This is a genomic window from Streptomyces sp. NPDC001678, assembly GCF_042892945.1.
Lineage (GTDB): Bacteria > Actinomycetota > Actinomycetes > Streptomycetales > Streptomycetaceae > Streptomyces.
In genome coordinates this window covers 483,464-503,809 of sequence record NZ_JBIAUP010000001.1, presented here as the reverse complement: position 1 = coordinate 503,809, position 20,346 = coordinate 483,464, and the positions used below count along the sequence as shown (strand labels likewise).

The following is a 20,346-nucleotide window of genomic DNA, read 5'->3' as shown; positions in this document are numbered from 1 at the left end:
TGGAAAGACCGGCTACGGCCGCGCGACCCCCACCCGAAGTTTAACGGGGCCTTGATCACCGAGCCACCCGTACCCATCGGTGTGTCCGCCTTGTGCCCCGTTACGGAGTACGTCGTTACGGAGTACGCGCGCAGGGCGCCTGCTGGAGCGGCACCGGCCGGGGCGGCCGCGGCACGGGCACCGGCACCATGGACATGGCCGACGCCGCCGACGGGTCGGGGAAGGCCGACGGGTCGGAGATGTCCTCGGGCTCGTCCGGCACCGGCACCTGCATCGGCCCCGGCTCCGATACCGGCACCCGCGCCAGCCCGCACGGCACGCTCGCCGTCACGAACGGCAGCCGCAGCTCGCCGCCCGCCGTCCAGAGCCCGGCCCCGGTGAGCCAGCCCGTCGGGCCGGGGAAGCGCCGCAGCCGCTTGGTGGCCGCGCTCCACACGCCCACCCAGTCGCCGCCCGCCCCCTGGTCGACGCGGAACGCCACCGCGCACTCCTCGGGGGCCAGGCCCTGACCCGGCCGGGCGGCGAAGGGGGTCAGCTCGGCGTCCGCCGGCAGCAGGCACTCGGGGAAGCGCACGGGCCGCGCCGAGCCCAGCACGCCCCAGCCGAGCCGGTCGACGCCGGGCGCGTCGGAGCGTACGAGCAGCAGACCGCTGTCGGGCTCGGCGAGCAGCAGCCGGTCGTTGCTCTTCTCGGTGATCTGGAGCAGCGGGCTGGTCTCGCCGCCCCGGCCCAGGTCGACGACGACGGCCTTGGTCAGCCCGTCCAGCTCCCGGTCCAGGGCGAGCAGCCGCCCGGAGCGGTCCAGCCAGGCGCCGCCCTCGCACCGCCCCGGCACCGTGGCCAGCAGCTCGGGGCCGCCGCTGCCGCCGTGCACCCGCCAGAGGGTGGTCCGTCCCTCGCCGTGGACGAGAGCGTAGGCGGAGGCGCCGTCGGGCGCGGGGGGCAGCAGGCACAGATACGGGCACTCGATGGCGCCGAGCGGCAGTTCGCCGGTGCCGGGCCCGGTGGGGTAGAGGAGCGACAGCGCGTACCGCTCGGCGACGCGGCGGCGGATGACGACCCGGCCGTCGGTCAGGGGGAGCAGCTGGCTGTCCGGTTCCTCGGGCTGGGTGCCGGGCAGGGACACCGCGTAGGGCTCGGGCCCGTCGAGCGTCCACCGCTCGGGGAACCAGCCGTCCGTGCCGCGGCCGAGGGCGAGCCAGGCCGCGTACGAACCGTCCACCGTCACGGTGAACGCCGGGCGTCTCGAGTCTTCCGGCGGCGCGCTCCGCGGAAGGCTCTGCGGAGTGCTCTGGGGACCGTGGGGAGCACAGACCGTCATGGAAAACGTCACCTCCGGCACAGAACGTAGTTATCCGGATTCCTGTGGAAGCCTTCGACCCCGGGTGGTTCACCTGTATGGGTGGTTAGTTGTCCGGTTCGCCTGAGAAAAGGGGGTGGGTGTGCTTCCGGGAAGACGTGTGATTAAGGTAAGGCGATCCTAAGTACCACGGCACCCAGGAGCCCCGATGTCCCTCCGCCGCCGCGGCACCGCCGCCGCAGCCCTGTCCATAGCCGCCGCGCTCTCCCTCTCCGCCTGCGGAGGCTCGTCCGGCGGCTCCTCGGAATCGGGCAAGGACGGCGGCGCCGGCTCGAAGGCGGTGTCCGAGAAGGGCAAGGACTTCGGCAAGGCCGCCGAGCAGACCGCGAAGATGGGCACGGACGCCGCGCCCGGCCAGTTCCCGCGCGTCATCACCCACGCCCTGGGCAGGACCGAGATCAAGCAGCGCCCCCAGCGCGTCGTCGTCCTCGACGTCGGCGAGCTCGACAACGTCGTCTCGCTCGGCCTCAAGCCCGTCGGCTGGGCCCCCAGCGAGGGCAGCACGGGCATCCCCGACTACCTCAAGAAGGACGTCGGCGAGCCCAAGAGCGTCGGCACCATCAACAACCTCAACCTCGAAGCGATCAACGAGCTCAAGCCCGACCTGATCCTCGGCAGCAAGCTCCGCGCCGAGAAGCACTACAAGGACCTCTCGAAGATCGCCCCGACCGTGTTCTCCGTCCGCCCGGGCTTCACCTGGAAGGAGAACTACCTCCTCAACGCCGCCGCCCTCGACCGGACCGACGAGGCCAAGAAGCAGCTGGCCGACTACGAGGCCAAGGCGAAGAAGCTCGGCGCCGACCTCGGCGACAAGAAGCCGACGATCACCATGCTGCGCTACCTGCCGCAGTTCACCCGTCTGTACGCGCAGCAGTCGTTCATCGGCACCGTCCTCAAGGACGCCGGCCTGCCCCGGCCCGAGAACCAGCGGGCCGACAAGCTCGCCGTGGAGATCAGCCCCGAGAACATCGACAAGGCCGACGCCGACTGGATCTTCACCGGCGTCTACGGCGACCCGGACAAGACCAAGCGCGACACCGCCGAGGACAACCCGCTCTGGAAGAGCCTGAAGGCGGTCAAGGACGGTCGGGCGAAGAACGTCTCCGACGAGACCTGGTACCTCGGCCTCGGTGTCACGGCGGCCAACAGCGTCCTCGACGACCTCCGCGGCTTCCTGGTGAAGAAGTAGCAACCGGTGAAGAAGTAGCAAAAAGAAGCGGGAAAAGAAGTAGGGAAAGAAGTAGGCCGGAGCCGCGGAGCCCCACGCGTCAGCGAAGGGCGGGCACGGAGGAAGGTAGCCTTTCCTCCGTGCCCGTACTGTCTGAAGTCATCTCCGCCCTCGAAGCCCTCTGGCCCCCGGAGCGAGCCGAGCAGTGGGACGCCGTCGGTACGGTCTGCGGCGACCCCGACGCCGAGATCACCCGGGTCCTGTTCGCCGTCGACCCCGTCCAGGAAGTCGTCGACGAGGCCGTGGAGCTCGGCGCCGATCTGATCGTCGCCCACCACCCCCTCTATCTGCGGGGGACGACGACGGTCTCGGCCGGCACCTTCAAGGGCCGCGCCGTGCACACCCTGATCAAGAACGACATCGCGCTGCACGTCGCGCACACCAACGCCGACCGCGCCGACCCCGGTGTCTCCGACGCCCTCGCCGGCGCCCTCGACCTGCGCGTCGTCGCCCCGCTCGTACCCGACCCGAGCGACCCCGCCGGCCGCCGCGGCCTCGGCCGGATCTGCGAGCTCGACCCGCCGCTGACCCTGGCGGCCTTCGCCGAGCGCGCCGCCAAGCGGCTGCCCGCCACCGCCCAGGGCATCCGCGCCGCCGGGGACCCCGAGCGCGTCATCCGCACGGTCGCCGTCTGCGGCGGCTCCGGCGACTCCCTCTTCGACGAGGTGCGGGCCGCCGGCGTCGACGCCTACGTCACCGCCGACCTGCGCCACCACCCGGCCTCCGACGCCCGCGCGACCAGCCCGCTCGCGCTGATCGACGCCGCCCACTGGGCCACCGAGTGGCCCTGGACCGAGCAGGCCGCCGCCCAGCTCGACGAGATCTCCGACCGCCACGGCTGGGGCCTGCGCACCCATGTCTCCCGTACGGTCACCGACCCCTGGACCGCCCACGCGGCGTCGTCCTCCCATCACCAGTAATCAGGAGCCCCCAAATCAACGCCGCGCCCGCCGACCAGATCCGTCTCCTCGACCTCCAGGCCCTGGACGTCCGCCTCACCCAGCTCGCCCACAAGCGCAAGAGCCTCCCCGAGCACGCCGAGATCACCTCCCTCGAGGGCGACCTCGCCCAGCACCGCGACCTCCTCGTCGCCGCGCAGACCGAGGAGAGCGACTGCGGCCGCGAGCAGGCCAAGGCCGAGACGGACGTCGACCAGGTCCGCCAGCGCGCCGCCCGCGACCAGCAGCGCCTGGACTCCGGCGCCGGCATGTCCCCCAAGGACCTGGAGAAGCTCCAGCACGAGATCGCCTCCCTCGCCAAGCGCCAGGGCGACCTTGAGGACGTCGTCCTGGAGGTCATGGAGCGCCGCGAGGCCGCCGCCGAGCGGGCCACCGAGCTGACCGGCCGCGTCGCCTCCGTCCAGGCCAAGGTCGACGACGCCGTCGCCCGCCGCGACGCCGCCACCGCGACCATCGACGCCGAGATCGCCACCGTCACCAAGGAGCGCGAGGTCGTCGCCGGCTCCATCCCGGCCGACCTGATCAAGCTCTACGACAAGGTCCGCGCCCGCTCCGGCGGCGTCGGCGCCGCCCGCCTCTACCAGCGCCGCTGCGAGGGCTGCCGTCTGGAGCTCGACATCACCGAGCTCAACGAGGTCCGCAAGGCCGCCGCCGACGAGATCGTCCGCTGCGAGAACTGCAGCCGCATCCTGGTCCGCATGTCCGAGTCGGGCCTGTAGTCCGGCCATGCCCAACCGCTTCATCGTCGAGGCCGACGGCGGCTCCCGGGGCAACCCGGGCCCCGCCGGCTACGGCGCGGTCGTCCTCGACGCCGTCACCGGCGAGGCCCTCGCCGAGGCCGCCGAGTACATCGGCACGGCCACGAACAACGTCGCCGAGTACAAGGGCCTGATCGCCGGCCTGGAGGCCGCCCGCGCCCTCGACCCCGACGCCGAGATCCAGGTCCGGATGGACTCCAAGCTCGTCGTCGAGCAGATGTCCGGCCGCTGGAAGATCAAGCACCCCGACATGAAGCCGCTCGCCGCCCGGGCCCAGCGGGTCTACCCGGCGGGACAGGTCTCCTACCAGTGGATCCCGCGCGAGAAGAACAAGCACGCGGACCGGCTGGCCAACGAGGCCATGGACGCGGGCAAGGCGGGCAGGCAGTGGGAGCCGGGCCTGTCCTCGGCCGACCGGGGCACGTCCGGTGGAGCGTCCGGTGTCGCGGCCGCCCTGGAGATCCCCGCCGCCGAACCCCTGGCCGAGCCCAAGGCCGCCCCCATCGGCTGGGCCGCCCCCGCCGACCTCGGCGCGCCCACCACGTTCGTCCTGCTCCGCCACGGCGAGACCGCCCTCACCCCGGAGAAGCGATTCTCCGGCAGCAGCGGCACCGACCCGGAGCTCTCCGCCGCAGGTCGCCGCCAGGCCGAGGCGGCCGCCGCCGCCCTGGCAGCACGCGGCACCATCCAGGCCGTCGTCAGCTCCCCGATGCGCCGCTGCCGGGAAACGGCCGGGACCATCGCGGCCCGCCTCGGCCTGGACGTCCGCGTCGAGGAGGGCCTGCGCGAGGCCGACTTCGGCAGCTGGGAGGGCCTGACCTTCGCCGAGGTCCGCGAGCGCTTCCCCGAGGACCTGAGCGCCTGGCTGGCCTCCACCAAGGCCGCCCCGACGGGCGGCGGCGAGAGCTTCGCGACGGTCGCCCGCCGCGTCTCCCTCTCCCGCGACAAGCTCATCACCCGCTACGCGGGCCGCACGGTGCTGCTGGTCACGCACGTGACACCGATCAAGACGCTGGTACGGCTCGCCCTGGGCGCCCCGCCCGAGTCCCTGTTCCGCATGGAACTCTCGGCGGCGTCACTGTCGGCGGTGGCGTACTACGGCGACGGCAACGCGTCGCTGCGACTGCTGAACGACACGTCGCACCTGCGGTGAGCCCATTCAGCCCCTCCGGCGTTTGAGGAGGAAACGGTGAAAGGGTGGGACCGGGGCCTCAACCCCCACCCACCCCTCACAGCCACCCCTCCTCCCACGCGAACTGCGCCGCTTCAAAACGCGTACGCGCGTTCAGCTTCCCCATGGCCGAAGACAGGTAGTTGCGCACGGTCCCGGGCGACAGACTGATCGACTGCGCGATCGCGGCCGCCGCCGCTCCCCGCCGCGTGTACCGCAAGACTTCGAGCTCCCGCGCGGTCAGCGGACACCCCGGCCGGGTCAGGGCCAGCGCCGCGACCTGCGGATCCACATACCGCTCCCCGGCGTGCACCCCCCGCAGGATCCCCGCCAGCTTCGACGCCTCGGTGCTCTTCGGTACGTATCCGTCCACGCCCGCCGCGAGGGCCCGGCGCAGCGCCCCGGGCCGGGTGCACCGGGTGAGCAGGACGATCGGCACGTCCCGGGCCAGGCGGATGGTCCGTGCCGCCTCCGCCGCGTCCCGTGCGGGCGGTTCCAGATCCAGGACGACCAGATCAGGCCGCTGTTCGGTCACCGCGCCGACGGCGGTGAGGCAGTCGTCGGTCTGTGCGACGACGCTGAAGTCGGCCTCGCGCTCCAGCAGCGCGGCCAGGGCTCCCCGGGAGAGGGGTTCGTCGCCGGTGAGTACGACACGGATCGCGGATGCGCAGGCACGTGACATGTGTCAGACCCTCCCCGTGCGAACTCCCGGCCAACCGATGACTTCTCGCACTACTGAGTCAATTCCTCGACGTTCAAGCTGTGTTCGAACAAAACAGCAGTGAACGGGTTCGACAGGGAGGCATCAATGAGGTCTGTGTTCAAGGGCAGGAAGTCCGCGCTGGCAGCGGGAGCCGCCGTGATCACCGCGGCGCTCACGGCGTTCGCCCCGTCCGCCGGCGCGAGCGCGCTGGACGGCCCCTTCCAGTTCCAGAACGTGGCGACGGGCAAGTGCCTGGACACCAACGGCTCGTCGATCTACCCCCACGACTGCAACGGCGGCAACTACCAGCGCTGGAACAGATACGCCGGTGGCAGCGGCTACCAGCTCCAGAACGTCTCCACCGGCAAGTGTCTCGACACCAACGGATCGTCGGTCTATCCCCACGACTGCAACGGCGGCAACTACCAGCGCTGGACCTTCAACGGCTACCCGTACCAGCTCCAGAACGTGGCGACGGGCAAGTGCCTGGACACCAACGGCTCGTCCATGTACCCGCACGACTGCAACGGCGGGAACTACCAGCGCTGGACCATCTGACCACCGATACTCAGCCCGCGCCCCGCGATCACGCGGGGCGCGGCTTTGTCATGACGTGGCGAGAGTCGATCCGACCCGGTCGCAAGTGGGGCACTCCCAGTGGTCGGGCGCGCCCATACGTGGCGGAGTCATGTCGACATCGCACTCCGGGCACCGCATGGTGATCGGCTCCACGTGCCCGCACGTGCCGCACACCCACAGCGGCCCCTCGGAGTCGTGCTGCCGCCAGGCCGTCCGCAGGCACCGGGAACAGCCGCTCGTGACGATCCCGGCCCCCCTGCTTATCACCGGGGGCTCGGGGGTCGTATCGGCGTACTCGATGATCTGTGCCCTCATCCGGTCATCGGTCGTATTGGCCATCCGGAGCAGATGTGCGACTCGCGAGCGGGCTTCGTCAACGAAATCGTTCATGGCGGCAGCAGGTTAGCGCGTCGCCGGTCATGTGTAGGCCAGATGTTGTCAGTGAACCGCCCGTTGGTGTCTCCCCATGGCCGCGGCAGCGGCGGCCGCCGTGGTCATGTCCTTGTCCCTGATCGCCTGGGCGCGTCGCCGCTTGATCGCCGCGCATTCGGCACAACGGTTGGTGAGCAGCCGCCGCAGCCCGGCGATGATCTGCTGCGCCACGTCCACCCGGAGCGGCGGGAACTGCACATATGCGCTGCCGCTCGCGGGTTCGCCCGCGGTGATGTCCAGGGCCCAGCCGTGATCACGACAGACGGTCTGGAGCTCGCGCGCGGTCTGCGCGGAGAGCCGGCGCAGGTCCGCGTCGGAGGGTCGTGGGGAGGTGGAGTAGCTGAGAGGAACCATCGGTTTCCTTGAGTTCGGCCGTTGAAACACGCTCATGTGGGTGACCAACTACTTGTTGTAAGGACAGAGTTGCGGATCGCTGCCTACGCTCTCAACGTTTTGCACGTGCCATGGGCAATCTGGAACAGGGGGAGGACAGTGCGATGCGACGCGATGGGAGTGGCGGGGGAGCCACGACGGCGGCGGTCTTCGGCGAGGTGCTGCGGCACCACCGGGAGGTCGCGGGGCTGAGGCAGGAGGACCTGGCGGTCAAGATCCCGTGCAATCGGTCGCTGGTGGCGAGGGTGGAGGTGGGGACGCGGGTCCCCCAGCAGCGGTTCGTCCAGGCGTGCGATCGGGTGCTGGACACGGGGGAGATGTTCGCCAAGCTGTGGCGGAAGATCGACTGGTACCCGGAGGTCAGTCATCCGGACTGGTTCAAACGACGGGTGGAGATGGAGGAGAAGGCGGTCGCGCTTCGCGAGTACCAGATCGACGTGGTGCCGGGCCTGTTGCAGACCGAGGAATATGCGCGAGCGCTGCTCTCGCAATTCTCCTCGGGACGCGAACTGGACGAACGAGTGACGGCCCGAATGAGCCGACAGCAGCGCTTCCTGGAGACCGACGGCCCGCTTCTGGTCGTGGTCCTGGACGAGAGCACCATTCGCAACGTCGTCGGGAGCGCGGCGGTGATGCGCGACCAGTGCGCGCAGCTGCTGCTCGCTGGCGAGCGGACGAACTTGGGGGTCCAGGTAGTGCCCTTCAGCGCACAGCTGGCCAGGCCAAAGGGGTCGATGTCGCTGATCAGGCTGCCCGACGGGCAGGACTGGGTGTACTCGGAATCCTTGGAAGCGGGCCATTTCATCAACGATCCGGCGATTATCGCGCGCTACACCAAGCTCTACGATGTGCTCAGGGCTGACTGCCTCTCAGGTCCCGACTCCGCCGCCTTGATCAGAGATGCAATGGAAGGGTATGAGCGCAATGGCAATGTGGCGCAAAAGCAGCTACAGCGGCAACGACGCAGGCAACTGCATAGAAATAGCCCCCGGTATCCCCGACTTCGTCCCCGTAAGGGACAGTAAGTTCGCTCCCCAGGGCCCCGCCCTGGTCTTCCGGGCCGCCGCGTGGGCGGCCTTCGTGAACGGGCTGAAGCGCGGCGCCGTCTAGGCGGCGCCCGCGCCCCGCAATGCCGCCGCCTGCGCGGCGAGCTCCTTCACCCGACCCCAGTCGTGGTTCCGTACCGCATCGGGCGGCAGCATCCACGTACCGCCGACGCAGCCCACGTTCGGCAGGGCCAGGTACTCGCGGGCCGAGTCCGGCCCGATCCCGCCCGTAGGGCAGAAGCGGGCCGTAGGCAGGGGCGCGGAGAGCGACTGCAAATGGCTCACCCCGCCCGCCGCCTCCGCCGGGAAGAACTTCATCTCGCGCACCCCGCGTTCCAGCAGCGCCAGCACCTCCGACGCCGTGGCGACGCCCGGCAGGAACGGCATGCCGGTCGCGCGCAGCGCGTCCAGGAGCCGGTCCGTCCAGCCCGGGCTGACCAGAAAACGGGCCCCGGCCTCGACGGCGGCCTCGGCCTGCGCGGGGCGCAGGACCGTTCCGGCGCCGACGATGGCCTCCGGTACGTCAGCGGAGATCGCACGGATCGCGTCCAGCGCGGTGTGGGTCCGCAGGGTGACCTCGATCACGGGCAGTCCTCCCGCCACCAGCGCCCGCGCGAGCGGTATCGCGTCGGCGATGTCGTGGAGGACGACGACGGGGATGACGGGTGCGAGATCAAGGAGATCGGTCACGCCCGTCATCCTGCCGAGACGGATCGTTCACCACAACGGACGTTGCAGCACGTGCAACGGAACCGTCAGAGGTCGGTCACGATCACATCGAGCGCCTGCGGCTTGCCGCGCTTCACGGGGGCGTCGTCGCCCTCCACAACGTACCCGAGCTCGCGCAGCGCGCCCGCGAGTTCGGCCGGGGTGGCGGGGTCGAGCCCGGCGGTGAGGAGCTCGCGGACGAGACGGCCCTTCGTGGCCTTGTTGAAGTGGCTGACGACCGTCCGCTTCTCCACTCCGCCCACGATCTTGGAGTGGAGGACCCGCACGGTCGCCGTCCGCTCGGCGAGCTCGCCCTTGGGCTTCCAGGCGGTGGCGTAGGCGGCGGACCGCAGGTCCAGGACGAGGCCGTCGCCCGCGACCTCCGGCATGACGTCGGCCATGGGACCGCGCCAGTACGCGCCGAGGGCGCCGAGGCCGGGAAGCTTGACGCCCATCGAGCAGCGATAGGAGGGGATGGGGTCGGTGATCCGGACCGCGCCCCAGAGGCCGGAGAAGACGAGGAGGGAGCGCTCGGCGGCGCGGCGGGCGGGGCCGCCGAGGGTGGCGAGGCCGAGGGCGTCGTAGAGGACGCCGGTGTAGATCTCCCCGGCGGGGCGGGTGGCGGACGTCCGCAGGGCGGCGTTCTTGGCGATCTCGCCGCGGAGGCCGGGGCTGAGGCCGAGGACGTCGGCGGCCTTGTCCTCGTCGCCGGAGCAGAGGTCCACGAGCTCGGTGAGCACGGCCTCCCGGGCCGCCGCGAGGCCGGGCAGCGAGAGTGCGTCCGCGTCCAGCGCGGGCCCGGTGCCGCCCGTGGCCTTCCCCTCGGACGGCGGCAACAGCACGAGCACGGTCGATCTCCTTGGGTGAGCCTCTTGGGTATCCGTTCGGGGTATCCGTGTCGCACCCTAACGCGGTGGTGATCGCCCCGGCGTGAACGGGCCTGGCGGTGGGCCGGTAGCATGGGGGCACGGCGGACGAGCCGGCCGGGCGGCCGCGTGGGACCCTTCAGGGGGTCTCCCGAGGAACGTCCGGGCTCCATACGGCAGGGTGGTGGGTAACGCCCACCCGGGGTGACCCGCGGGACAGTGCCACAGAAAACAGACCGCCGGGGATCTTCGGATTCCCGGTAAGGGTGAAACGGTGGTGTAAGAGACCACCAGCGCCTGGGGTGACCCAGGCGGCTAGGTAAACCCCACCCGGAGCAAGGTCAAGAGGGGCGGTCGCTTCACGGCGGCGGCCCTGCGCGGACGATCGAGGGCTGCCCGCCCGAGTCCGCGGGTAGACCGCACGAGCCTGTCGGCAACGGCAGGCCTAGATGGATGGCCGCCGCCGCGGCTCCCGCAAGGGACCGCGCGCACAGAACCCGGCGTACAGGCCGGCTCGTCCGCCCCATCCCCCATCTGACCTGCGAAAGCAGGCAGGCGCTGGGGCGCGTCGTGGTCACTGCCAGAAGAGTTCTTCGATCACGATTTGCGGGTCCGCGGTGCGACGGATGAAGACGAAGCGGGCCCATCCGCGCCCGCCGTCGAAGGCCAGGATGTGGGGGCCTCGGAAGCGGGTGGACCTGGCGGGTTCGACCGGGACGTGCTCCCCGGGCCGGTAGGGGTCCTTGGCGGTGAGGACGTCGATCAGAGCGTCCCGGAAAGCCTTCCGCACGTCTTCGGGCAGCGAGTCGCGGTAGGTGCGGGCGCCTTCGACGTAGTCGATCTGCCACGGCGGGCCCATGAACCCGTCGTCGGTCACTGGCCGGGCTCCGCGTGTCCGGCTTCCCGCCGCAGGTGCGCGGCCTGTTCGAGGAGGGCGCGGGCCTCCGCGGTGTCACCGGCTTCGGCGGCGCGGTCCTCGAGGTCGGACACCCGGGCGTCCAGTCGAGGGTCGCGGGCGAGGGCGTACTCGGTCCACCAGCGGGCCATGAACGCCGGGACGGGCGTGAGGTCGTAGGTGTCGGCGATGTCCCGCTTCCAGTGCCGGTCGAAGTCGGCGAGGAGTTGCGGGGCATGGGCGGCGATCGCTTCCCGGAGAGCCTTCGGGTTGCGTTCGGGCATGGGCGGGACACCGGCGGGGCGCTGTGTGGCGGAGTGGGCGCTCAAGTGGAGCTCCTTCTCAGGCGGTGCAGTCATCGCTTGCGGAAGCGGGTGGGTACACAGTAGCCAGGCGAGGCGAGGGCGACGATGCGGTCGCTGTACATCCCTTGCCCCATCCCGACCGAAAAGCCACCCAACCCCACCCGTGCCCCATTGTGCGACCCACCCCCCACCGGTTGCATATGCCCCGATCGAAGCCGTTCCGGCTCCGGTCCCGGTTCCGGTGAACGTTCCGGTACGTACGAGGGGGAATCGTGCGCACATCCAGAGCGCGTTCAGGCAGAGGATCAGGTGGAAGACAGGCCGCGAAGAGCGGCATAGCAGGGGCGGCAGCGCTGATCGGCGCGGCCGCCCTCGTCGTGTCGGTGGTGCCCGCGCAGGCGGTCGCCGCGCCACCGCCCACCCCGGGGCCCGCCGAGGTGGTGCCGGGGAAGGGGACCTCCACCCCTTCCCTGGTCGGCGGCATCCGGGAGGACGCCGGGGCATCCGGCAGCGCCGCCGATGCGGCGAAGCGGCACCTCGCGGGGAAGAAGGATCGTTACCGCATCGACCGCCCCGACCGTGACCTCGCCGCCGTCCAGACCGTCACGAACGGCACCTCGGAGACAGTGCGCTTCCAGCAGAAGCACCGGGGCGTCGACGTCCTCGGCGGGCAGTACGTCGTTCGCATGCAGCGTCAAAACGGTAAACGTGTCGTGACCGGCGCCTCCGGCAAATACTTCACAGCGCTGACCACCGGCACCACGCCCGAGGTGAGTGAGGAACTCGCTGTCGAGCGGGCCGTCGATACGACACTCGCCCAGCTCGACCGCGAGGGCTTCGGCGTCGACACCGGGGAGGCGGGGGACGCGCCGCCGCTCAGCGGCACCGCGCGCGGCCTCGTCGTGCTGCCCAAGGGGCCCGGGGTGCTCACCCACCACGTGACCGTACGCGGCACCGACCCCGCCACCCGGCAGCCCGTGCTGCGCGAGGTGTACATCGACGCCAAGGCCGGATATCCCGTCCTTCAGTACAGCGGTATCAAGACATTCGGCACTGCCGGAGGCGGCGGGTCCGCGTCCGGATCCATGGCCGCGTCCCCGGCCGGGCAGCGGGTCGCCGCCGACGGCTCCGCCGTCAAGGGCTCCGGCGTCAAGTTCGACGGGACGACCGTCGAGCTCGACCTGACCCACGAGCCCTCGAACAACCAGTACGTCATGCGCGACACCGCCCGTATGCGCGACAGCAGCAAGGCCGAGATCTCGACCTGGGACGTCCGCAAGAAGACCGTCGACGAGGTCTCGGGCCAATGGCCCTCCGACGTCCTGGAGTTCAGGTCGCCGAACCCCGCCTTCGACAAGGAGGCCACCGAGGCCGGCGCCGTCGACGCCCACTGGGCGGCCGGGAAGGTCTACGACTACTACAAGTCCGTCCACGGCCGGGACAGCCTCGACGGCCGGGGCATGGCCATCAACTCCATGGTCGGCGTCACCTACTACGGGACGCCGTACGCCAACGCCTTCTGGGACGGCGCCAAGATGGTGTACGGCGGGGGCGACGCGGAGTACCGCCCGTTCTCCGCGGCCCTGGACGTCGTCGGGCACGAGATGACGCACGGCGTCGTCGAGAACAGCGCCAACCTCGTCTACGCGGGTCAGTCCGGCGCCCTCAACGAGGCGATCGCGGACTACTTCGGCAACGCCATCGACACCGACGCGCACGGAACGCCCATGGACAGCCCCGACGCGGGGCTGCTGGGCGAGGGGCTGTGCCGCACCAAGTCCCCGCGCGCGTGCGCCACCCGGGACATGAACGACGGCAGGACGACCTCCAAGGGCTTCCTCGGCGTCGACTTCGCCACCGACAACGGCGGCGTCCACCTCAACTCCACCATCTTCTCCGGCGCCCTGTGGGACATCCGCAAGGACCTGAACCGCACCCTCGCCGACAAGATCGTCTACCGGGCGCTCACCGAGTACATGACCCCGCTGGACGGCTTCACCGAGGGCCGCAACGCCGTCATCGCCGCCGCCAAGGACCTCGGCGTCACCGGCAAGGACCTGAACGCCGTCACGCGCGCCTTCAACGGTCACGGCATCGTCCCCGACTGGGAGCTGGCCATCGGCGCCGACACCGACCAGCTGCTCGGCAGGCTCGAGACCAGGGACTCGCGCGTCGGCGCGGGCGGCGGCTGGTGGGTCGCGTCCAAGTCGAACGAGAGCGGCAGCGAGCCCTACTCCATCTGGGCGGGCCGCGCGGACGGCACCGGTGAGAAGAAGCTGATCAGCCCCAACGACGGCCGCTTCCACATCAACCCGGTCACCGACGGCAAGACCGTGGTCTGGCAGGCACAGGGGCCCCGCGGCCACGACCTGCTGTCCCGGCCGCTGGCGGGCGGCCCCGTCAAGACGCTGGTGCACAGCCGGTACGGGTTCCACCAGCAGGCGAAGGTGGACGGCGACGTCGTCGTCTTCGTCCAGGCCTTCCGGCGCGGCGCCTCGCAACTGGGCTACCTGCGCAAGGGCGACAAGGAGCCGACCATGGTCGACGACGCCATCGGCCGCTTCAACGGGATCGGCCAGCACTCACTGAAGAACGGAAAGATCGCCTACGGTACGCGCATCTACAAGGGGCGCGGGAAGTACGAGTACTTCACGAAGGTCCTGGACATCGCGTCCGGGAAGACGACCGTGATGCCGCAGCTCGGCACGCCCCTGAACGTCGGCCAGACCGCCATCACGAGCAAGTACGTCTTCTGGACGGTCGACGAGGTCGCCGACCAGGGCCAGCGGGCCGTCCGGCGCGCGAACCTCGACGGTACGGGCGTGATGGACATCAGCAAGGAGCAGGGAGCGGATGCCCTGTACCCGGAGGCGCTGACGGCCTCCGAGGACGCGGTGACCGTCCGGTCGCGCACGCCCGACACGGGGCCGGGGTACCGCAACGAGACCCTGCCCAAGCTGTGGCAGTTCTCCGTGGACGGTTCGCGCCGCGCCCGGATGTCCTGCAACCGCGGTGAGCAGGGCCTGCCAGCGGCGGTGTCCGGCACGCAGGTGGTGTGGATCGACTCCTCCGCCGGCTACGCCGACCTGGTCACCCGCACCCGCCCGGCGGGCAACTGCGGCTGATGTAGCCACCTTCGGCTGCGGCTAGACCGCCTCCTGCGGCTCGCACCCCGACCCCGCGTAGGGCCGGGCGTGCGGGCCGCCGATGGCGTTCATCACGGCCAGGCCCTGGTCGTCGACGAACTTGGTGAACACCTGCTGGGCGTAGCCGAAGATCAGGGACCAGGCGATGATCTGCGCGGAGGAGTCCAGGGCGCTGAGGCCGGGGACGAAGTCGCCGCGCATCAGCAGCAGGCCCAGGACGGCGGTCAGCGCCCCCATCGGCAGCTTCAGCAGCGCCAGCGCCACCGGCACGTTGTAGGAGGCGGGCGTGCCCCTGATGTGGCGCAGGGACAGCGCGGCGGCCACCGACGCGGCCACGGTCCCGGTCATCTCGACCACGGGGTAGTCCCACTTCGACGCGGCCCTGCCGAACGCCTCGTCGATGTCCTTCACATCGGACGGCGGTTCCATGCCCGTCGGGCAGACGATGCCGATGCCCTCCGGCCGGAAGCACAGCGGCACCACGTCCGGCGCCCAGACGCCGAGCAGGGCGACCGCGAGCGCCATCGCCGCCAGCCCCAGGCTGACGATCACCACGATGCGGACGAAGCCGAGCGCGCGGAGCTTCTCGCGCTGCAGGGCCTGCTGGGCGGTGACGACCGCGCCGACGAGGGCCGCGCGCTGGGCGGGGGTCAGCGGGGCGTCGCAGGTCTCCCGCGCGATCTCCTCGGCCCGTTTCCGCCGTTCGTCGGTGACCGGCAGTTGCTCCCGCACGAGGGCCACCAGGCCGGGCATCAGCGCCTGGACGTCGGACAGCGGGGCCATGCGCAGCATCAGGCCGTACGCCGCGTCGATACGGACGTTCGCCACCGCGAGGTGCTTGTTCGGCCGGCGGCCGGGGTGGTCGCCGTGGCTGAGGGCGTCCTCCGCCGCCTGGAGCTCCGCGAACGCCTCGTCGGCCAGCGCCGGGGCCGCGGCCCGCACCTCGGGGTCGGTGTCCGCGAGCGCTCTGTCCTTCGCGATCCGGACGCGCGCGCGGAGTTCGCCGATGCGCGAACGGGCTCCTTCGCGGAGCTCCCACGTGCCCTTCTCGAAGCGGCGCTGATGGTGTCGGGTACCGGCCATAGCGGCGAATATCGTCCATCGTGGCGGGTGGGGTCGGCGCGATGCGGCCGGGTTAACCCCATTGGTCCATCGGGGCCGCGCGCTCTTCGCGGTACGCGGCTAGCGTGAACGAGGATCCACCCTGCCGAGCACCGCGCCTGAAAGGGGCGGAACATGTCCTTCCTTGTCACAGCCGTCGCCGCTGCCCTTGCCGTCACCGCGCCCCTGGGTGCGACGACCCCGGGGCACGGCCCGAACGTCCACGGGCAGTTCGAGGCGGCCGGCAGCGGTAACCACCGGGCGGTGACGTTCGACAAGAAAGGGGTGCCGGAGAAGAGCCGGGTCGCCGTGGTGGAGCGGAAGGGGAAGGACGGGACGCGGGTCGTGCTGAGGGTGCGGGGGCTCCAGGGGAGCCGGACGTACGGGGCCCACGTCCACCAGAAGCCGTGCGGCAACGCGCCCGACGACTCCGGGGCGCACTACCAGAACGTCAAGGACCCCAAGTCCCCGTCCGTGGACCCGAAATACGCCAACCCGCAGAACGAGGCATGGCTGGACCTCACCACCGACAAGCGCGGGAACGGCCGCTCCGCCACCACCGTGAAGTGGCGCTTCCGCGCCGGCGAGGCCCGTTCCGTCGTCATCCACGAGCACGCCACCGAGACCGCGCCCGGCAAGGCCGGAACGGCCGGGGCACGGCTCGCCTGCGTCAACGTGCCGTTCGACTAGAGCTCCCTGTAGAACTCCCTAGTAGTAGCCCTTCGTCCCGTCGAGCAGCTCCCTCACGATGTCCGCGTGCCCCGCGTGCCGTCCGGTCTCCTCGACGAGATGGATGAGCATCCAGCGGAGGCTGGCGCTGCCGGAGTGGTAGCCGGGGTGGCGGCCGACGTCGTCCAGGGAGGCCGCGGCCACGATCTCGTCGCTCCGGGCGCACTGGGCCTCGTACTCCGCGAGCAGCTGCTTCAGCGGGATGCCGTCGGTACGCCAATTGGCGTCCTCGTCCGTCTCGTCGAAGGACGGGTTCCGCGTCTTGTCGCCGCCCAGGAACAGCACTTCCAGCCAGGTGTGCTCGACCCACCGCATATGGCTGATGAGCCCGGCCATCGTCATCGCCGGCGAGGTCGGGATGACGGAGCGGTGCGCGTCGGCCTCGCTGAGGCCCTCGCATTTCCATCGCAGGATCTGCCGCTGCAGATCCAGCCAGCCGACGAGCGCGGTGCGTTCGTCGGCCTGCAAAGGGGGACGCTCGAGTGAAGGTGCCATGCCTGCACGTTAGGGCGCCCGGTCTCCGGCTGCCGCCTGATTTTAGAGCTCGTACGGGCTCGGCACCGGGAAGTAGCCCTCCAGGAACGGCGCTATCAGCGCGTCCGTACGCGCCAGGTCCTCCGCCGTGGACACCGTGTCGTTGATGCAGAAGACATCCAGATCGCGCTGCGCCAGCAGGCGGTTGAGGCGGCGCGAGGTGTTCTGGTGCGCCAGGTCCACATAGACGTAGCGGAGGTCGGACGGTATCGCCCGGGCCTGGTGGTACGCGTAGTAGTGGTGGAGCGAGGAGGCCAGCGAGAGGTCCTCGGGGCTGCGGAAGCGCGCGGCGGCGGTGGCCGCGTGGGCCTCGGCGTAGCGCTCCTCCAGCTCGGTGAGGACGGCGCGGCTCAGCGCGTGCGGCACGTGCCGCATCTTCTGGGTGAAGGTGGTGTCGAACTCCTCCTCCACCAGCGCCCGGTTGTTCTTCGCGGCCGCCGCCACCGGCGGGTCCTCGGGGCGGTGCTCGCCGAGGGGGACCAGCGCGGGGGAGGGGAAGAACTTCGTGAGGCCGTTGGAGAGGAAGAACGTCTGCGGGGTCAGCGGGTTGCCGAGGAAGACGTCGTCGTTGAAGTAGAGGAAGTGCTCCGACAGGCCCTCGATGTGGTGCAGCTGGCTCTCGATGGCGTGCGAGTTGAACGTCGGCAGGACGTCGGGGTCGGAGAAGATCTCCTTGTGGCTCACCACGTGGATGCCGGGGTGCGAGGTGTCCAGCCAGGACGGCGTCTGGTCGTCGGTGACCAGGTAGATGTTGCGCACCCAGGGCGCGTACTGGTGGAGCGAGCGCAGCGAGTACTTCAGCTCGTCGCGGCTGATGTAGCGCGCGTCGTTCGCCGCCTCCTCGTGGAGCTCCTCGACGCCAGTGTCGGCGCCCTGGGCCTTGGCGCGGCGCGCGGCCCAGACGGGGTCGCTGCCGTCCACCCAGGTGTAGACGACGTCGATGGGGAAGGTGATGTCCTGCGGCAGCCGGATCGTGAACTGCGGGCGGGTACGGACCGTGGTCCGCCCGGGGCGCGGCGCGTGCCCCAGCGGGCCGGTGAACAGCTCGACGGGGGCGTCGACGGACGCGTCGCTCCCGTCCGCCGGGACCTCCTCGACCACGCCGTTGCGGCGCGGCGCGACGAGCAGCGGCCCGTGCGGGCCCTCCTCGCGCGTCCAGAACTGGATGTCGCAGCCGTGCTCCTGCCCCAGGACGAACGAGCCGTCGGCGGTGGTGCGGAACCAGGTCACCCGGGTGGCCGGGCTCTTCTCCACCTGGCGCCAGGTGCCCGGGACGAAGCCGGGGAGCGCCTGACCGGGCGCGTTCTCCCGGTTCACCGGGGCGACATAGCCCGGTATTCGGGCGCACAGCCGGGCCAGCTGCTGCTGGACCCGGCGGCGGTCGGCGGCGGCGACCGCGACGACCGGGGCGGACTCGGTGGTCGCGGCCCGGACGCAGAAGTAGTCGATCCCGGCCTGCTCCAGCGCGGTGCAGACCAGGTCCAGGGCGGCGGCGCGGGAGCCGTGCGGGGTCGGCTCGGGGTCGACGAGCGCGATGTGGGCCTTGCCGTCGACGAGGACCACACGAGGCTGGGCCGCATCGGAGGTGTCGGCGGCGAAGCGGCGCTGGAGGCGCTTGCCGCGCAGCTTCTGGCGGCGCTGCTCCAGGTCGAGGGAGTCGGCCATGTGCTGCATCAGGGCGCCGCGGGTCTCGACGGAGACCCGCTGGGCGATCGCGCGGCGGGCGCTCTCCGGCAGCAGCCGGCGGTAGGCCTTGACCAGGCCGGACTTCTCGGGATTGGCGCCGCGCTTCACGGGAGCGGGAGCCGAGGCGGATGCGGGCGCGGGCGGCGTGGCGTCGTCCGTGCGCTGGGCCGGGACGGAGCCGCCCGTGCCCGCGGCGGCCGGGGCCGAGGTCGAATGGTCGATAGTCAAGATCGTTCAACCCCTCGGCCGCATCTGCCGATGCGGCACAACGCGTAAAACAACCAGTACGTCCCGTGACGACCGGCCCGGAAAAAGACAGAGACTCAAGTAATTACCAGAGCGTTCAACGGCGAGGCAATCGCAGGCCACCGCCCCGATGCCCCTCCGGCGCCGCCGGGGGGCGCCCGGAGACGGCCCGCGCGCACCGCTCCCGGCCGTGCCCCTCAAGGGATCCACGCCCGCCGGGCACGCTTGGTTGCCTCGTCGCCCTGTGGGGTATTTCACCACCCGGTAACGTGCCCGTAGAACCGGGGTGGTAGGGGAATTATCCGATTCCGCCCTCCGGCGCGGCCCCCGCCGACGTTTACCCTGAATGGGTGCACGCTCAGATCATGACCCCCAGCGGCCGCGGGGTGCGCCCGTGACCGCGCCCCGCCACGCCCTGCGCGTGATCAAGAAGTCGGCCCGTATCGCGCTGACCCGCAGCCCCGCCTGGAAGGTCGGCCAGACCGTCCGCCGCCGGGTCAACACGGGGATCGCGACCGGACGCGACACCTACGTCGACTCCGTCCTGATGCCCGCCTCCCAGGGCTCCGCGGCCCGCGTCCAGTACGCCGCCGTGCTCGACGGCCACACCCTGAACCTGCACGCGACGCTGCCCGCCGGCACCCTCCCCGAGGGCGACACCGGCACCACGGCCCACATCGTCCTCGTCAACGGCACCACCCGCCTGCGCGCCGAGGCCGCACTGGGCCGCGAGGAGAACGGCGAGATCTCCGTGACCGCCACCACCCTCCTCGGCGAGTGCCTAGGCGGCGTCCCCGTCACCCCCGGCCGCTGGCACCTCTCCCTGGAGCTGGAGCCCGCCCGGCACGAGGGCCGCGCCGCCCTGCGCCTGCGCCTCCTCGGCGACGGCGCCCCCACCTACACCGGACCCACCCGCGCCCTGGCCACCTGCGCCGTCACGGGCCGCCGCCACCGGCTCGGCATCACCCCCGCCGGCCAGCTGCGCCTGACCGTCGCCCCGGCCCGGGCCCGCGCCGAGGTGCTGCGCGTCGAGCGCTCCTTCAGCGGCGTGGGCGTCCTCTTCGCGATCTACGGCTCCGGCACGGCCATCGCCGAGGGGGAACGCCCCGTCGTCGAGGTCGCCGAGCTGGACCGCAAGCACGCCCTCGACCGCCGGCCCGCCGAGCCGCTGCCCGGCGACTCCAGTGCCTGGCGGCTGACCGTGCCCCTCGCCGAACTGATCGACACCACCCGCCGGCAGACCCTGACCCTGCGCCTGCCCCGCGGCGCCCGCGGCACCAAGCCGCTGGAGATCGGCCGCCGCGAGCACGACCTGCGCTCCCCGCGCCAGGTCGTCACCCCGCCCAAATTCACCGTACGGGCCGCGGACGGCACCTTCGTCCAGGTCAAGCCCCAGTACACCCGCCGCGGCGCGCTCCAGCTCGTCTGCACCCCGCGCACACCAGCCGCCGGCGCAACCGGTCCCCGCTAGGGACACCGGGACACCGCCACCGGACCGCCG

General features: G+C 71.2%; 20 protein-coding genes and 1 other RNA gene. 11 read left to right on the top strand and 10 right to left on the bottom strand.

The window, feature by feature from the left end; translation table 11 throughout:
• Positions 1-115 precede the first annotated feature (115 nt).
• Entirely contained in the window at positions 116-1,321 is a 1,206-nt protein-coding gene (locus tag ACFYZR_RS02250) for a hypothetical protein (protein ID WP_391903696.1), read from the bottom strand.
• Positions 1,322-1,508: 187 nt separating this feature from the next.
• On the opposite strand from ACFYZR_RS02250, the gene ACFYZR_RS02245 reads away from it, so the two are divergent.
• The 4 genes from ACFYZR_RS02245 to ACFYZR_RS02230 all read left to right on the top strand — a co-directional run bounded on the left by ACFYZR_RS02245 (position 1,509) and on the right by ACFYZR_RS02230 (position 5,458).
• Positions 1,509-2,549 (top strand): ABC transporter substrate-binding protein, encoded by a 1,041-nt coding sequence (locus tag ACFYZR_RS02245; protein ID WP_391903693.1) that lies wholly within the window; start codon positions 1,509-1,511, stop codon positions 2,547-2,549.
• Positions 2,550-2,668: 119 nt separating this feature from the next.
• On the top strand, positions 2,669-3,508 hold the full coding sequence (locus ACFYZR_RS02240; protein ID WP_391903690.1) for a Nif3-like dinuclear metal center hexameric protein: 840 nt from the start codon (positions 2,669-2,671) through the stop codon (positions 3,506-3,508).
• 14 nt (positions 3,509-3,522) lie between these two features.
• On the top strand, positions 3,523-4,266 hold the full coding sequence (locus tag ACFYZR_RS02235) for a zinc ribbon domain-containing protein (protein WP_391904354.1): 744 nt from the start codon (positions 3,523-3,525) through the stop codon (positions 4,264-4,266).
• Positions 4,267-4,273: 7 nt separating this feature from the next.
• On the top strand, positions 4,274-5,458 hold the full coding sequence (locus ACFYZR_RS02230) for a bifunctional RNase H/acid phosphatase (protein ID WP_391903687.1): 1,185 nt from the start codon (positions 4,274-4,276) through the stop codon (positions 5,456-5,458).
• Positions 5,459-5,534: 76 nt separating this feature from the next.
• Here ACFYZR_RS02230 and ACFYZR_RS02225 read toward each other — a convergent pair whose 3' ends face one another.
• Positions 5,535-6,158 (bottom strand): DNA-binding response regulator, encoded by a 624-nt coding sequence (locus ACFYZR_RS02225; RefSeq protein WP_391903685.1) that lies wholly within the window; start codon positions 6,156-6,158, stop codon positions 5,535-5,537.
• A 126-nt stretch (positions 6,159-6,284) separates the two neighbouring features.
• Here ACFYZR_RS02225 and ACFYZR_RS02220 point away from each other — a divergent pair, with 126 nt between their 5' ends.
• Positions 6,285-6,737 carry an RICIN domain-containing protein gene (locus ACFYZR_RS02220; RefSeq protein ID WP_391903682.1) on the top strand — a complete coding sequence of 151 codons (453 nt, stop codon included), beginning with the start codon at positions 6,285-6,287 and terminating at the stop codon, positions 6,735-6,737.
• A gap of 459 nt (positions 6,738-7,196) precedes the next feature.
• On the opposite strand, the gene ACFYZR_RS02215 is transcribed toward ACFYZR_RS02220, so the two are convergent.
• Entirely contained in the window at positions 7,197-7,544 is a 348-nt protein-coding gene (locus tag ACFYZR_RS02215; RefSeq protein WP_391903680.1) for a hypothetical protein, read from the bottom strand.
• 110 nt (positions 7,545-7,654) lie between these two features.
• On the opposite strand from ACFYZR_RS02215, the gene ACFYZR_RS02210 reads away from it, so the two are divergent.
• Positions 7,655-8,608, top strand: coding sequence for a Scr1 family TA system antitoxin-like transcriptional regulator (locus ACFYZR_RS02210; RefSeq protein ID WP_391903677.1), 954 nt, complete (start codon positions 7,655-7,657; stop codon positions 8,606-8,608).
• Positions 8,559-8,693 carry a DUF397 domain-containing protein gene (locus tag ACFYZR_RS02205; RefSeq protein WP_229356879.1) on the top strand — a complete coding sequence of 45 codons (135 nt, stop codon included), beginning with the start codon at positions 8,559-8,561 and terminating at the stop codon, positions 8,691-8,693. Before ACFYZR_RS02210 ends, ACFYZR_RS02205 begins: the two co-directional genes overlap by 50 nt.
• Here ACFYZR_RS02205 and ACFYZR_RS02200 read toward each other — a convergent pair.
• Positions 8,690-9,328 (bottom strand): bifunctional 4-hydroxy-2-oxoglutarate aldolase/2-dehydro-3-deoxy-phosphogluconate aldolase, encoded by a 639-nt coding sequence (locus tag ACFYZR_RS02200; protein ID WP_391903674.1) that lies wholly within the window; start codon positions 9,326-9,328, stop codon positions 8,690-8,692. The genes ACFYZR_RS02205 and ACFYZR_RS02200 overlap by 4 nt on opposite strands.
• A 56-nt stretch (positions 9,329-9,384) precedes the next feature.
• Positions 9,385-10,185: a peroxide stress protein YaaA gene (gene yaaA / locus ACFYZR_RS02195; protein WP_391903672.1), complete on the bottom strand. Its 801-nt coding sequence runs from the start codon at positions 10,183-10,185 to the stop codon at positions 9,385-9,387.
• Between the two features lie 127 nt (positions 10,186-10,312).
• Between yaaA and rnpB the strand changes: the two genes are divergently transcribed.
• An RNA gene (gene rnpB / locus ACFYZR_RS02190) (RNase P RNA component class A) lies at positions 10,313-10,724 on the top strand.
• A gap of 53 nt (positions 10,725-10,777) precedes the next feature.
• On the opposite strand, the gene ACFYZR_RS02185 is transcribed toward rnpB, so the two are convergent.
• Together ACFYZR_RS02185 and ACFYZR_RS02180 are read right to left on the bottom strand one after the other, a co-directional pair.
• The gene (locus ACFYZR_RS02185) at positions 10,778-11,080 is read right to left on the bottom strand and encodes a hypothetical protein (protein WP_391903669.1); all 303 of its coding nucleotides are present in this window, start codon (positions 11,078-11,080) and stop codon (positions 10,778-10,780) included.
• Positions 11,077-11,382: a DUF6247 family protein gene (locus tag ACFYZR_RS02180; RefSeq protein WP_391904351.1), complete on the bottom strand. Its 306-nt coding sequence runs from the start codon at positions 11,380-11,382 to the stop codon at positions 11,077-11,079. The genes ACFYZR_RS02185 and ACFYZR_RS02180 overlap by 4 nt, the downstream gene beginning before the upstream one ends.
• Before the next feature lie 293 nt (positions 11,383-11,675).
• Here ACFYZR_RS02180 and ACFYZR_RS02175 point away from each other — a divergent pair, with 293 nt between their 5' ends.
• Positions 11,676-14,528, top strand: a complete 2,853-nt coding sequence (locus ACFYZR_RS02175; protein ID WP_391903666.1) for a M4 family metallopeptidase — start codon at positions 11,676-11,678, stop codon at positions 14,526-14,528.
• Positions 14,529-14,549: 21 nt separating this feature from the next.
• Here ACFYZR_RS02175 and ACFYZR_RS02170 read toward each other — a convergent pair whose 3' ends face one another.
• On the bottom strand, positions 14,550-15,632 hold the full coding sequence (locus ACFYZR_RS02170) for a hypothetical protein (protein ID WP_391903663.1): 1,083 nt from the start codon (positions 15,630-15,632) through the stop codon (positions 14,550-14,552).
• Positions 15,633-15,785: 153 nt separating this feature from the next.
• Here ACFYZR_RS02170 and ACFYZR_RS02165 point away from each other — a divergent pair, with 153 nt between their 5' ends.
• Positions 15,786-16,340: a superoxide dismutase family protein gene (locus ACFYZR_RS02165; RefSeq protein WP_391903660.1), complete on the top strand. Its 555-nt coding sequence runs from the start codon at positions 15,786-15,788 to the stop codon at positions 16,338-16,340.
• Between the two features lie 18 nt (positions 16,341-16,358).
• Here the strand turns inward: ACFYZR_RS02165 and ACFYZR_RS02160 are convergent, their stop codons facing one another.
• Both ACFYZR_RS02160 and ACFYZR_RS02155 read right to left on the bottom strand, forming a co-directional pair.
• Entirely contained in the window at positions 16,359-16,874 is a 516-nt protein-coding gene (locus ACFYZR_RS02160; protein ID WP_391903657.1) for a DinB family protein, read from the bottom strand.
• A 42-nt stretch (positions 16,875-16,916) separates the two neighbouring features.
• Positions 16,917-18,707: a stealth family protein gene (locus ACFYZR_RS02155; RefSeq protein ID WP_391904348.1), complete on the bottom strand. Its 1,791-nt coding sequence runs from the start codon at positions 18,705-18,707 to the stop codon at positions 16,917-16,919.
• 532 nt (positions 18,708-19,239) lie between these two features.
• On the opposite strand from ACFYZR_RS02155, the gene ACFYZR_RS02150 reads away from it, so the two are divergent.
• Positions 19,240-20,316, top strand: a complete 1,077-nt coding sequence (locus ACFYZR_RS02150; RefSeq protein WP_391903654.1) for a hypothetical protein — start codon at positions 19,240-19,242, stop codon at positions 20,314-20,316.
• The last annotated feature ends 30 nt before the right edge of the window (positions 20,317-20,346 follow it).

What these genes read in the sequence shown, in the direction of transcription:
- ACFYZR_RS02250 (WP_391903696.1), bottom strand. Translation starts at nt 1,321, where the DNA reads ATGACGGTCTGTGCTCCCCACGGTCCCCAGAGCACTCCGCAGAGCCTT.
- ACFYZR_RS02245 (WP_391903693.1), top strand. Translation starts at nt 1,509, where the DNA reads ATGTCCCTCCGCCGCCGCGGCACCGCCGCCGCAGCCCTGTCCATAGCC.
- ACFYZR_RS02230 (WP_391903687.1), top strand. Translation starts at nt 4,274, where the DNA reads ATGCCCAACCGCTTCATCGTCGAGGCCGACGGCGGCTCCCGGGGCAAC.
- ACFYZR_RS02225 (WP_391903685.1), bottom strand. Translation starts at nt 6,158, where the DNA reads ATGTCACGTGCCTGCGCATCCGCGATCCGTGTCGTACTCACCGGCGAC.
- ACFYZR_RS02220 (WP_391903682.1), top strand. Translation starts at nt 6,285, where the DNA reads ATGAGGTCTGTGTTCAAGGGCAGGAAGTCCGCGCTGGCAGCGGGAGCC.
- ACFYZR_RS02215 (WP_391903680.1), bottom strand. Translation starts at nt 7,544, where the DNA reads ATGGTTCCTCTCAGCTACTCCACCTCCCCACGACCCTCCGACGCGGAC.
- ACFYZR_RS02210 (WP_391903677.1), top strand. Translation starts at nt 7,655, where the DNA reads ATGGGCAATCTGGAACAGGGGGAGGACAGTGCGATGCGACGCGATGGG.
- ACFYZR_RS02200 (WP_391903674.1), bottom strand. Translation starts at nt 9,328, where the DNA reads ATGACGGGCGTGACCGATCTCCTTGATCTCGCACCCGTCATCCCCGTC.
- ACFYZR_RS02180 (WP_391904351.1), bottom strand. Translation starts at nt 11,382, where the DNA reads ATGCCCGAACGCAACCCGAAGGCTCTCCGGGAAGCGATCGCCGCCCAT.
- ACFYZR_RS02170 (WP_391903663.1), bottom strand. Translation starts at nt 15,632, where the DNA reads ATGGCCGGTACCCGACACCATCAGCGCCGCTTCGAGAAGGGCACGTGG.
- ACFYZR_RS02165 (WP_391903660.1), top strand. Translation starts at nt 15,786, where the DNA reads ATGTCCTTCCTTGTCACAGCCGTCGCCGCTGCCCTTGCCGTCACCGCG.
- ACFYZR_RS02160 (WP_391903657.1), bottom strand. Translation starts at nt 16,874, where the DNA reads ATGGCACCTTCACTCGAGCGTCCCCCTTTGCAGGCCGACGAACGCACC.